The 12,687-nt window shown below is 33.0% G+C and carries 12 protein-coding genes; 9 read left to right on the top strand and 3 right to left on the bottom strand.

Features of this window, described 5'->3' with window-relative positions; all coding sequences use genetic code 11:
- Positions 1-5: 5 nt before the first annotated feature.
- From ACSIGE_RS07490 to ACSIGE_RS07480, 3 genes are all read right to left on the bottom strand, one after another.
- Positions 6-692 (bottom strand): RluA family pseudouridine synthase, encoded by a 687-nt coding sequence (locus ACSIGE_RS07490; RefSeq protein ID WP_440882133.1) that lies wholly within the window; start codon positions 690-692, stop codon positions 6-8.
- A gap of 5 nt (positions 693-697) precedes the next feature.
- Complete coding sequence (gene yihA, locus ACSIGE_RS07485) at positions 698-1,309, bottom strand: ribosome biogenesis GTP-binding protein YihA/YsxC (RefSeq protein ID WP_440882132.1); 612 nt, start codon at positions 1,307-1,309, stop codon at positions 698-700.
- A gap of 95 nt (positions 1,310-1,404) precedes the next feature.
- Complete coding sequence (locus ACSIGE_RS07480) at positions 1,405-2,169, bottom strand: alpha/beta fold hydrolase (RefSeq protein ID WP_440882131.1); 765 nt, start codon at positions 2,167-2,169, stop codon at positions 1,405-1,407.
- 458 nt (positions 2,170-2,627) lie between these two features.
- On the opposite strand from ACSIGE_RS07480, the gene mraZ reads away from it, so the two are divergent.
- From mraZ to murG, 9 genes are read left to right on the top strand one after another with little or no spacing between them, the layout of a single operon-like run.
- The gene (gene mraZ, locus ACSIGE_RS07475; protein ID WP_440882130.1) at positions 2,628-3,095 is read left to right on the top strand and encodes a division/cell wall cluster transcriptional repressor MraZ; all 468 of its coding nucleotides are present in this window, start codon (positions 2,628-2,630) and stop codon (positions 3,093-3,095) included.
- Entirely contained in the window at positions 3,082-3,978 is an 897-nt protein-coding gene (gene rsmH, locus ACSIGE_RS07470) for a 16S rRNA (cytosine(1402)-N(4))-methyltransferase RsmH (protein WP_440882129.1), read from the top strand. The genes mraZ and rsmH overlap by 14 nt, the downstream gene beginning before the upstream one ends.
- A gap of 1 nt (position 3,979) precedes the next feature.
- Positions 3,980-4,312, top strand: a complete 333-nt coding sequence (locus ACSIGE_RS07465) for an FtsL-like putative cell division protein (RefSeq protein WP_440882128.1) — start codon at positions 3,980-3,982, stop codon at positions 4,310-4,312.
- A 2-nt stretch (positions 4,313-4,314) separates the two neighbouring features.
- Positions 4,315-6,324, top strand: a complete 2,010-nt coding sequence (locus tag ACSIGE_RS07460) for a penicillin-binding protein (protein ID WP_440882127.1) — start codon at positions 4,315-4,317, stop codon at positions 6,322-6,324.
- Positions 6,324-7,787: a UDP-N-acetylmuramoyl-L-alanyl-D-glutamate--2,6-diaminopimelate ligase gene (locus ACSIGE_RS07455; RefSeq protein ID WP_440882126.1), complete on the top strand. Its 1,464-nt coding sequence runs from the start codon at positions 6,324-6,326 to the stop codon at positions 7,785-7,787. Before ACSIGE_RS07460 ends, ACSIGE_RS07455 begins: the two co-directional genes overlap by 1 nt.
- A 5-nt stretch (positions 7,788-7,792) precedes the next feature.
- Positions 7,793-9,019, top strand: coding sequence for a phospho-N-acetylmuramoyl-pentapeptide-transferase (gene mraY / locus ACSIGE_RS07450; protein ID WP_440882125.1), 1,227 nt, complete (start codon positions 7,793-7,795; stop codon positions 9,017-9,019).
- Between the two features lie 3 nt (positions 9,020-9,022).
- A complete protein-coding gene (gene murD / locus ACSIGE_RS07445; protein WP_440882124.1) occupies positions 9,023-10,360 on the top strand; it encodes a UDP-N-acetylmuramoyl-L-alanine--D-glutamate ligase in 1,338 nt (445 codons plus the stop codon).
- A gap of 11 nt (positions 10,361-10,371) precedes the next feature.
- Positions 10,372-11,559 carry an FtsW/RodA/SpoVE family cell cycle protein gene (locus tag ACSIGE_RS07440; protein WP_440882123.1) on the top strand — a complete coding sequence of 396 codons (1,188 nt, stop codon included), beginning with the start codon at positions 10,372-10,374 and terminating at the stop codon, positions 11,557-11,559.
- A gap of 28 nt (positions 11,560-11,587) precedes the next feature.
- On the top strand, positions 11,588-12,682 hold the full coding sequence (gene murG, locus ACSIGE_RS07435; RefSeq protein ID WP_440882193.1) for an undecaprenyldiphospho-muramoylpentapeptide beta-N-acetylglucosaminyltransferase: 1,095 nt from the start codon (positions 11,588-11,590) through the stop codon (positions 12,680-12,682).
- The last annotated feature ends 5 nt before the right edge of the window (positions 12,683-12,687 follow it).

The following is a 12,687-nucleotide window of genomic DNA, read 5'->3' as shown; positions in this document are numbered from 1 at the left end:
CGAAATTACGGATATTCTTCCCAAATAGTTTCCTTAGGAGTAGGAGCTACTATTTTTATAAGTTCTTTACTTACAGGGTGTGTGAACTCTATTTTCCGAGCATGTAAAGAAATGCCACCATTCTTATTACTCCGTTTATCACCATATTTTAAATCTCCTTTAATAGGGTGTTTTATATTAGATAATTGAACTCTTATTTGATGATGTCTGCCTGTCTCTAGATTGACTTCAAGTAAAGAATAATTCTGTAGTTTTTTTAATAGCTTATAGTGTAATATTGCCTGTTTACTACCGTTTATTTCTTTTTCGTACACAAAAGATTTGTTGAGTTGTGGTTTTTTTTTGATGAAATTGGTTAATGAGTTCTTGTGTTTTTTTGGATGTCCTTTTACAATGGCCCAGTAGGTTTTTATTATTTTCTTATCCCTGAACATTTTATTAATACGTTCAAGAGCCTTTGATGTTTTTGCATAAATGACAATACCTGAAGTGGGTCTGTCTAAACGATGAGCAGTTCCTAAAAAGACATTGCCAGGTTTATTGTATTTTTCTTTCAGAAATTGTTTAACAATTTCATTAAGCGGAGTGTCTCCTGTTTTGTCGCCCTGGGTAATGTCTCCACAACGCTTATTGATGATTATGATATGGTTGTCTTCAAATAAAATTTGAAGTGAATCTTTTGTGGTTCGCATTTTCATTATTTGAAATTAGGACCAACATCTTCGTTAACTTTTTCTATGAATTTCAAAAATTCTTCCTTGCCTTGTTTGTTAGTTGATGATGTGACGAAAGACATTGGTAATTCCTCCCAATATTTTAATAGTTCTTTTTTGTAAGAGGTTATTTGTTTTCCTAATTTGGAACTACTTAATTTATCTGCTTTGGTAAAAATAATGCAGAATGGAATTTGATTTTCTCCCAAGAATTGCATAAAATCGATATCAATTTTCTGAGGATTATGTCTGGAGTCTACAAGAATAAAAGCGCAAACTAATTGTTCTCTTTCTTTAAAATAATATTCAATAAACCCTTGAAATTTGGCTCTTTTCTTTTTAGATACTTGTGCATAACCATATCCAGGAAGATCTACTAAAAACCATTCATTGTTTATTTTAAAATGGTTTATTAGCTGTGTTTTACCTGGTTTACCTGATGTTTTGGCTAAATCTTTCCGTTCCATAAGCATATTGATTAACGAAGATTTTCCAACATTTGAGCGCCCTATGAAAGCATATTCAGGAATTCTCTCTTTTGGACAGTTAATCACATTAGTATTGCTTACTACAAACTCTGCAGATTTTATTTTCATTAAGGTAAATTTAAGTTTAATATTTATTTTATCTAAATACCAAATATTTATTTTTCTTGATGCATAACATTTTTATTTGATCCAAAGAGAGTTATTTAAATGTTACGTTTTGAAAGCCATTCCTCAAGTATGGTATTGAATTTTTCGGGTATTTCCATCATTGCGGCATGACCACATTTATCAATCCAGTATAAGTCAGAGTTTGGTAATAATTTGTGAAAATCTTCAGCAACTTCAGGTGGGGTTACTGTATCTTGTCGACCCCAAATAAGGCAAGTTGGATGATTCATCTTTGGTAAATCTTTTGCCATATTATGTCTTACAGCACTTTTTGCAATTGCAAGAGTTCGTATTAAAGAATTTCGATTATTAATAACATCATAAACTTGGTCAACCAATTCATCCGTAGCAATTTCAGGATTGTAAAAAACAGCACGTGTTTTAGTTCTTACAAATTCTTTATCACCTCTTCGTGGGTAATTGCTTCCCATTGAGTTTTCGTATAGTCCTGAGCTTCCTGTCAAAACTAGAGCTGAAACATTCCGTGGGTGAAGTTTTGTATAGTATAAAGCAACATGACCACCTAAAGAATTACCAAGTAAGATAAAGTCTTTTAGTTCTTTGAAATTAATGAATTCATGTAAATATTTAGCTAAATTCTTTACATTGGTTTTAATCAGAGGCAGTGTGTATAATGGGAGTTCTAGGATGAAAACTTGATATCCTTTTTCTGAGAAATATTTAAAAGTTGTGTCAAAATTACTCAATGCCCCCATGAGTCCATGTAGAACGATAATAGGTTTTCCTTCTCCTGCTTCTGCGAAAGTAAATTTATCTTCCTTCTTTAAAAATTCAGTCATAAAAAGTTTGATTTGACTTATCGACAAATGTAGTTTTTTTTTGGCAATTTTTCACTTTTATTATTGATAGTAATGCGTTGTTTCACTTTTTTTAGAAGAGTTTTTTTTGTTTTTTGTCTGTAAAAACTAAAATATTTCCTAAAAATGGATATGTTTTTAATAAAGATTTAGTTTCCTGATTGGTTGTTAATTTGTTTTATTTTCCTTTTGATGGAATTTTAAATTATGTTTTATTAAGTTAATATGAATAAGTGATTTTTGTTAACGAACTATTAGTAGTTTGTGCTTATGTAAGAGACTGGTGTGTTGACTTGTTTCGTTTTGGGTGTTTTAAAAAGTATTTATTCTTTGCTAGTCAGTGTTTTAAGTAGAGTGTTGAAACTTATCAACAAAGTGGTTTAAAGTGGGGTAAAGTGGTATTTTTTTTATATTTTTGATCCAAACTATTGGTTTGTTAAATGGAAAGTCTGGTCGGAACATATGAGTGTAAGATGGATGCAAAAGGTAGGTTGGTGATGCCTACGGCTTTGAAAAAGCAATTGTCTTCGGTGTTGCAAGATGGATTTGTTGTGAAGCGATCTGTTTTTCAGTCCTGTTTAGAGGTTTACCCTATGCGTGAGTGGGATCTGATGATGACAAAAATAAATAAATTGAATCGTTTTGTTAAGAAAAACAACGACTTTATTCGTCGTTTTACAGCTGGGGTTAAAGTTGTAGAAATGGATGGGGTTGGTAGGTTTTTGATCGCTAAAGATTTGTGTCGTTTTGCAGGTTTGAAAAAGGAATTGGTGTTGTCTTCAGCTGTCAACATAATAGAAATTTGGGATAAAGAGAAGTACGAAAAAATAATAGATGATTCTGTTGTGGATTTTGCTGATTTAGCAGAAGAAGTGATGGGTAATATAGATTTAGATGAATTATCATAATTCAGTGTTATTGAAAGAAAGTGTAGACGCTCTGGATGTAAAACCAGAGGGTGTTTATGTTGATGTGACTTTTGGTGGAGGAGGGCATTCTCGTGAAATTTTGAGTCGTTTGGGTGAAAAAGGGAGATTGTTTGCTTTTGATCAAGATCCTGATGCTCATAGGAATCTGATAGATGATAGTCGATTTGTTCTGATTGGAGAAAATTTTAAGTTTATTACAAGGTTTCTGCGTTTTTACGGTGTTGGTAAAGTTGATGGTGTTTTAGCGGATTTGGGGGTTTCTTCCCATCAATTTGATGCTGCAGATAGAGGGTTTTCAACCCGTTTTGATGCAGATTTAGATATGAGAATGGATCAGAAGTCTGAGCTTTCTGCAAAAAAAATAATAAATAGGTACGAGGAAAAAGATTTGGCTGATGTTTTATTTATGTACGGGGAGCTTCGAAATGCAAGAGCCTTGGCTAAACGAATTGTGCAGGAAAGGGCTGAAGGTGAAATTAAAACAAGTTTTCAATTAAAACAAGTTTTGAGAAGTTTTTTACCTAAGGCAAAGGAGTATAAAATACTTGCTCAGGTTTTTCAGGCTATAAGAATTGAGGTTAATCAAGAGCTAGAGGTGTTAAAGGATTTTTTAAGTCAGGTTCCAGGTTTGCTTAATGAAAACGGGCGATTGAGTGTGATTTCATACCATTCGCTTGAAGATCGATTAGTTAAACGATTTATAAGGACAGGAATGTTTAATGGGGAATTGGAAAAGGATGTTTTTGGGAATACGAATGAGCCTTTAAAAAGGGTAGGAAAATTAATTATTCCCTCTAAAGAAGAGGTCAAAGAAAATAATAGAGCAAGAAGTGCAAAGTTAAGGATAGCAGAGCTGAAATAAATTGAATTTAATAGTGAGAGCAAATATTTATGATGTTTTAAGAGGAGGTTTTCTGACTGATGATAGTTCTGTGCGAAACTGGAAGATGTTATTTTTTATAGTTGGATTGCTTTTAGTAATGATTTCAGTAGCTCATAGCGCAGATGCTAAGGTGGTGGAGATCTCAGAACTAAATAAAGAAAAAAGAAGGTTGAGAGCAGAGTATGTTGATACAAGTGCCATATTAATGCGGATGAAGTTAGAAAGTAGTATAAGAACCAAGTTGAAAGGGAAGGGTTTAGCACCAGCTAAAAAGCCTCCTAAAAAGATTAAAGTAACAATTAAACAACAATAAGGATGGTGATAAAAAAAGGCATATTAAATAAACTTTATGTAATTGTTATTTTGATGGCTCTTTTTTTTGTAGTTGTTGTTTTTAGGATTTTTGAGTTACAATTCTTGGATGGAGATAAGTACCGGAAATTATCGCTAGCTAAAACACATAGAAACGATACTATTTTTGCTAACAGAGGGAATGTTTATGCGTCTGATGGGAATTTATTGGCTACTTCAATGTCAAAATTTACTATTAGAATGGATGTTATGTCTGTTAAATCAAGAGTGTTTGAGAAAAATATAAAGTCACTGTCAGATTCATTATCTAGTTTAATGGGTAAAAGACCAAGTTTTTATCAGAAAAAATTGCGAGATGCTAGAAAGCGTAAAAATCGCTATTTGCTTATAGCTAGAAGTATAGGTTATAATGACTATGCTAGGATGAAACAGTTCCCAATATTTGAACTAGGTGTTTATAGGGGAGGTTTTATTGCTGAGCAACAGACAGTTAGGGTGCGTCCAATTGGGAAGATTGCAGAGAGAACAATCGGTTATGATGATTACAGAGGAGGAGCAGGGATTGAAGGGGCATTTGCGGATTATATGAAAGGTGAAAATGGGTGGAGATTAAAACAGAAAATAGCAAAAGGACAATGGAAACCCATCAATGATGTTAATGAAAAAGAGCCAATTGATGGGCATGATGTCATTACAACAATCGATGTCAATATCCAAGATATAGTTCATCATGCTTTGTTAAGGCAGATGCAAGATTTTGAGGCTGAACATGGATGTGCAGTGGTAATGGAGGTGAGTACAGGAAAGATAAAAGCAATTGCAAATTTGGGTAGAACATCTAAAGGTAAGTATTATGAAAAAAGGAATTATGCTGTTTGGGAAAGTCATGAGCCTGGTTCTACATTTAAGTTGGCTAGTTTAATGGCAGTACTTGAAGATAAACTAATTGATACTTCTGCTGTTGTTGATTGTGGTAAAGGTAAAATATTTATCAATGACAGAAAAGTAGAAGATAGCAAGGTGGGAGGATATGGTAGGATTTCTTTGTCAAGAGTTTTTGAAGTGTCATCAAATGTAGGTATTGTTAAAACGATTCAAAAGTATTACGATAGGAAACCTGAGAAATTTGTGAATAGAATTAAATCCTTCGGCTTGGATAAGCAAACTGGAATAAAAATAAAAGGCGAAGGAAAACCTTTTATCAGAACTCCGGATAAAAATTGGAGACCGATCACTCTTGAATGGATGGCTTGGGGTTATGGGGTTTCATTAACCCCTCTCCAAATACTTAGCTTTTATAATGCTGTTGCAAACAATGGAAAGTTAGTGAAACCTTATTTTGTTAAAGAGTTAAGAGTAGCAAATAGAATAGATAAGCGTTTTGGAACAGAGGTGGTTAAGGATAAAATAGCTTCTCAAGAAACATTAGATAAAGTTCGAAAAATTATGGAGAATACTGTGAAAAAAGGAACAGCAAGTAATATTTATTCTTCTAATTTTTCAATGGCAGGAAAAACAGGTACTGCAAAAAAGTTTATTCCTAGGCATAAAGATTCAAATGGGAAAATCACTGGAGGGTATTATTCTAGTTCGAAGTATGTTGCTTCGTTTGCAGGTTTTTTTCCAGCAGATAACCCAAAATATTCATGTATAGTGGTAATTCACGAGCCAAAAAAAGAAAAAGGATATTATGGAGCCAAGGTTGCGGCACCAGTTTTCAAAGAAATAGCTCAGAAAATATATACAACAACTCCTATTCAAAATCAGTCAGTAACAGATGTTATTTCTTATGCAAAAGTTGATAAGGATTATGAAGCGTATTATACCAAACTCAAGAAGTACAAAACTATAATGCCTCGGGTTCTGGGGATGAGTGGTATGGATGCGATTTCTTTACTTGAGAATATGGGATTAAAGGTTAAATTCACAGGAATTGGGAAGGTGTTATATCAGTCAATTGAACATGGGAAAAAAGTATTAAAAGGTTCAACGGTTTATCTAAGATTATCGTAGTGAAAAAATTAGAAAGTATATTAAATAAAGTTTCGATTAAAACCATCTATGGCTCTGTTGATGTTATGATTAATGGTATTTATTTCGATAGTCGAAATGTTAAGGAGGGGAGCTTATTTTTAGCTCAGAAAGGAGTGAACGTAGATGGTCATCATTTTATAGATAAAGCATTAATAAAAGGAGCATCAGTTATTGTTTGTGAAATTTTACCCGAGATCTTTAAAGAAAAAGTTGTTTATGTTGAGGTAGAAGATTCAAGTAGTGCTTTAGCTACTATTTCGGCAAACTTTTTTGATAATCCTTCTGAGAAACTAAAATTAATAGGAGTTACAGGAACTAATGGGAAAACAACAATAACTACTTTATTATATCAATTATTGAAAAGCTCAGGAGCTAAAGTAGGTTTACTTTCCACAGTAAAAATATTAGTTGATGATAAAGAATACAAAGCTACTCATACAACACCAGATTCTGTTTCTATTAATAAGTATTTGTCAGAAATGGTAGCTTGCGGAGTAAAATATTGTTTTATGGAGGTAAGCTCTCACGGAATTCATCAGAAAAGAGCAGAATCCCTACACTTTGAAGGGGGTGTTTTTACGAACCTTACACATGATCATTTGGATTATCATGAAAATTTTGCAGCGTATAGAGATGTTAAGAAATCTTTTTTTGATAATCTACCTAATACATCATTTGCACTAACTAATCTTGATGATAAAAATGGTCAAATAATGCTACAAAATACAAAAGCTAAGAAGTTTGGGTATACACTTAAAACTGTAGGGCATTTTAAAGGGAAAATCATAGAGAAAAGCTTTGCTGGTAGTTTGCTGGTTTTTAATGGGGTCCAGGTGTGGACTAAATTGATAGGTGAGTTTAATGCATATAATCTACTCGCAATATATGGCGTTGCTGAGTTATTAGGTTTAGAAAAGTTAGAATCATTACGTCTACTAAGTCAACTAGAAAGTGTCGATGGACGTTTTCAATATGTAGTTTCTGAAGATAAGGTTACAGCAGTTGTAGATTATGCCCACACACCTGACGCTTTGAAGAATGTACTTCAAACAATCAACGATCTCAGGATGAATAAAGAAAGTATTATTACGGTGGTTGGTTGCGGTGGAGATAGGGATAAGAGTAAGAGGTCTCAAATGGCAAGTATCGCCTCTTATTTAAGTTCACAGGTAATTTTGACTTCTGACAATCCACGTACAGAAGATCCACAGAGTATTATTAACGATATGGAAGAGGGAGTTGCTCCAGAAAACCAAATAAAAATATTGTCTATTCTAGATAGAAAGCAGGCAATAAAAACGGCCTGTAAACTATCTGCTTCAGGAGATGTTATTCTGATTGCAGGAAAAGGACACGAAAAATATCAAGAAGTAAAAGGAAAGAAAATTCCTTTTAATGATTTAGAAGAAGTAGTAAACTGCTTTAACCAGCAAAAAACATAAAAAAGATGCTGTATTATATTTTTGAATATCTAGAGAGTGAGTTTAATTTGACCGGAGCGAGTGTGTTTCAGTTTATAACTTTTAGGTCTGCTTCAGCATTTATACTATCTCTGCTTATAACCATGATTTTTGGGAAAAAAATAATCAATTATTTAAGAAAACAACAGGTTGGTGAAACTGTAAGAGATTTAGGTTTAGAAGGACAGACTCAAAAATCTGGTACTCCAACTATGGGGGGGGTTATAATAATTTTAGGTACTTTGATTCCGGTGTTACTGCTTACAAAGCTGGATAATATTTATATTATAATCTTATTAATTACAACTTTATGGATGGGAGCTATTGGTTTTACGGATGATTATATTAAAGTTTTTAAAAAAGATAAACAAGGCTTAAAAGGTAAATTTAAGGTTTTAGGTCAGGTTGGTTTAGGTCTGATTGTTGGCTCAATGCTTTATTTTCATCCTGATGTCACAATAAAAGAACAGTTGTCTACCGATTCCCAAGTTGTTGATAAAAATGGAAAAAAGATTGTTTTTGGAGAAGCACATAAATCTACTAAGACAACAGTCCCCTTTTTGAAACAAAATGAACTCGATTATGCCAAAGTTTTATTTTTTTTAGGAAAAGACTATAGAAGTTATGGTTGGATCATTTTTATTTTTGTTACTGTCTTCTTGGTTACTGCAATTTCAAATGGAGCTAACCTAACTGATGGTATTGATGGATTGGCAGCTGGTTCCTCAGCAATTATGGTTGTCGCTTTAGCAATTTTCGCTTGGGTGTCGGGGAATATTATTTTTGCTGATTATTTAGATGTAATGTACATACCAAAATCTGGTGAAATTACTGTGTTTATTTTTGCTTTTGCAGGTGCTTTAATTGGCTTCTTATGGTATAATACCTTTCCTGCTCAGGTATTCATGGGAGATACAGGTAGCTTGACAATAGGAGGAATTATTGCAGTTATCGCGATAGCAATTCGAAAAGAATTATTATTACCAATACTTGCAGGGATTTTTGTTATTGAAAATTTATCTGTTATGATTCAGGTTTCTTATTTTAAGTATACTAAGAAGAAGTTTGGAGAAGGACGAAGAGTTTTTAAAATGTCTCCATTGCATCATCACTATCAAAAATTAGGGTATCACGAAAGTAAAATTGTCACTAGATTCTGGATTGTAGGTATCTTATTGGCTGTATTAACCATTGTTACTTTAAAATTGAGATAGCAAATGAAGAAGAGACTAGTGATACTTGGCGCAGGAGAGAGTGGTGTAGGAACGGCTATTTTAGGAAAAAGTAAAAATTATGATGTTTTTGTATCTGAAAAAGGTTTAGTTAAAGAGCATTATAAAAATATTTTAATACAAAATAATATAGCCTTTGAAGAGGGGAAACATAGTGAAGAGCTTATTTTCAAAGCGGATATAGTGATGAAAAGTCCAGGTATTCCAGAACAAGTAGCTTTGGTTGAGCGGTTAGTTAAAAAAGGTGTGCCAATAGTTTCAGAAATAGAGTTCGCTGCAAAGTATACTACTTCAAAAGTTATTGGTGTTACAGGATCAAATGGTAAAACAACAACGACGATGTTAATATATCATTTATTAAAAAAGATGGGGCTTAATGTTGGTGTTGCAGGAAATATTGGAGATAGTTTCGCAAAGCAAATAGCCGAAAAATCTCATGACATTTACGTATTGGAATTAAGTAGTTTTCAGTTAGATGGTATACATGATTTTAGTTCAGATATTGCTGTTTTGACCAATATAACACCTGATCATTTGGATAGGTACAACCATAGTTTTGACAATTATATAGAGTCTAAATTTAGAATAACTAAAAATCAAAAAGAAAATGATTTTTTAATTTATAATAAAGATGATAAAGTAATTGTTGAGTGGTTGAATAAAAATAAAACTAAAGCAAAATTAGTACCCTTCTCAATAAAAGAGGAGTTAGCATATGGTGCTTTTTTAAGAGATCAAAATATTATAATAAAATTTAATTCGGAAGAAGTATTAATGAATGTTTCAAATTTAAAATTACAGGGAAAACATAACACAAAGAACGCTATGGCTTCAGCAATGGCAGCTCGCCTATTAAAAGCAAGAAAATCAATAATAGCTGAAAGCTTATGTGATTTTGAGGGGGTTGAACATCGTTTGGAAAATGTGCTTAAAATAAATGGAGTACAATATGTAAATGATAGTAAGGCGACTAATGTAAATGCTGCATACTACGCATTAGAGTGTATGGATACTCCTACGGTCTGGATTGTAGGAGGTGTTGATAAAGGAAATGATTACACAGATTTATTGCCTTTAGTTAGAGAAAAAGTGAAGGCAATTATTTGTTTAGGGCTGGATAACTCAAAAATAGTTGAAATATTTCAAAATGTAGTTGATATAATGGTTGAAACTGCGGGTGCTGAAGAGGCTGTAAAGGTTGCTCATAAGATTGCTGAAAAAGGAGATACAGTACTTTTGTCGCCAGCATGTGCGAGTTTTGATTTATTTAGTAGCTATGAAGATCGTGGAGATAAATTTAAGGAAGCTGTTGCAGGATTGTAAAAAGTAAAGATATGAAACCCTTATTTCGACATATTCAAGGAGATAGATCCATCTGGGCTATTGTACTTGTTTTGGCCGTATTTTCATTTATGCCGGTATATAGCGCTAGTACAAATTTAGTTTATGTTGTAGGTAATGGGTCTACTTTAGGACATTTAATAAAGCATATCGTTTTGTTAATTTCTGGATTTGCTATTATTTATGGGGTTCATAAAATACCCTATAGGTATTTTAGCGGAGGGTCGGTTCTTATGTTGCCTATTGTTGTTTTACTCTTAATTTTTACAATGTCACAAGGTACGGTTATAGGAGGGGCAAATGCAAGTCGTTGGATTCGAATACCTTTTGTTGGAATTGGCTTTCAAACTTCTACTCTTGCTGGCTTGGTTATAATGGTATATGTAGCAAGGTACTTGGCAAAAAATAAAGAGAAGCCTATTGAGTTTAAAGAAAGTTTGTTGCAAATGTGGTTCCCAGTTGGGTTGGTTTTGATTTTAGTATTACCAGCTAACTTTTCAACAACGGCGATTTTCTTTACAATGATACTTTTATTGTCTTTTGTTGGAGGCTATCCTTTGAAGTATATAGGTTATATACTTGGAATTGGTTTGTTCTCGTTATTGTTTTTTATTTTAGTAGCTAAAGCGTTTCCAGATGCAATGCCTAATCGTATTCATACTTGGCAAAGTAGATTAGAAAGTTTTTCGAGTTCAGACGGGGCAGAGAACTATCAAGTTGAAAAGGCAAAAATAGCTATTGCAACAGGCGGGACTTTTGGAAAGGGACCAGGCAAAAGTGTTCAGAAGAATTTTTTACCTCAATCATCCTCAGATTTTATCTATGCAATCATTATTGAGGAGTATGGTTTGATAGGAGCTTTACTAGCGATATTTATTTATTTTTTATTGCTTTTTAGAATATTAATTACTGCAAAAAAAGCGAATACAATTTTTGGAACATTACTTGTAATTGGTGTTGGTATACCAATTGTTTTTCAGGCACTGATTAACATGGCGGTAGCAGTAAATATTTTGCCTGTAACGGGGCAAACCTTGCCATTAATTAGTAGTGGGGGAACATCTATTTGGATGACATGTTTCGGTTTGGGCATGATTTTGAGTGTAAGCGCGTCTAAAAACGAAACAGAAGAAACTATTTTAGATGATAATCCTTTAGATATTTTACATGAAACTATTTAAAGGTAAAATAAAGCCAATTAGATTTGACATGAAGAAATCACTAAATATATTAATCAGTGGAGGAGGCACAGGAGGCCATATTTACCCTGCTATTGCTATCGCAAATGAAATAAGGCTACGCTATCCAGAAGCAAATATTTTATTTGTTGGAGCAGAAAACAAGATGGAGATGATCAAAGTACCACAGGCAGGCTATAAAATCAAGGGATTGTGGATTTCAGGAATTCAACGAAGGCTATCGTTGGCTAACTTAACGTTTCCATTTAAATTATTAAGGAGTCTTTGGGATGCAAACAAAATAATTAACCGATTTAAACCTGATATAGCAGTAGGTACGGGAGGCTTTGCAAGTGGTCCGGCTTTGATTATGGCTAATAAAAAAGGCATCCCTATCTTAGTACAGGAACAAAATTCTTATCCAGGTATTACGAATAAGTTACTAGCGAAGAAAGCAGAAAAAATATGTGTGGCGTATGATAATTTAGAACGGTTTTTTCCAATTGAAAACATTGTTAAAACTGGAAATCCAGTCAGACAAGATTTACTTTTTATTCATGTTAAAACTGAGGAGGGAAAGAAGTTTTTTAGTATTGATTCTAAAAAGAAAACAATACTTGTTTTAGGTGGGAGCTTAGGTGCGTTGAAAATGAATCAATTGGTTGAAAGCCATCTCGATTTTTTTAAAAGTCATAATGTACAGCTTATATGGCAGTGTGGAAAATTATATTTTGATGATTTTAAAAAATATAATGATAAAGAAAATGTTCAAGTATTTCAATTTCTAGATAGGATGGATTTGGCATACGCAGCAACCGATTTTATTATTTCCAGAGCAGGGGCTAGCTCTGTTTCTGAGTTATGTATTGTAGGAAAGCCTGTTATTTTTATTCCTTCTCCAAATGTTGCTGAGGATCATCAAACTAAAAATGCAAAGGCTATTTCTGATAAACATGGAGCTATATTGTTGAGGGAAAATGACCTTAAAACATTTCCAATAATTTTAGAAACTTTACTTAAAGATGTAGGTAAACAAGAGAGTTTAAGTGATAATATAAAAACGCTAGCACTCCCAAATGCTACTAATGATATCGTTAATGAAATAGAAAAAATTATTCAAAATTAAGGAGT

The sequence above is a fragment of the Tenacibaculum profundi genome (genome assembly GCF_052050075.1).
Lineage (GTDB): Bacteria > Bacteroidota > Bacteroidia > Flavobacteriales > Flavobacteriaceae > Polaribacter.
This window is presented reverse-complemented; position numbering and strand designations above follow the sequence as displayed.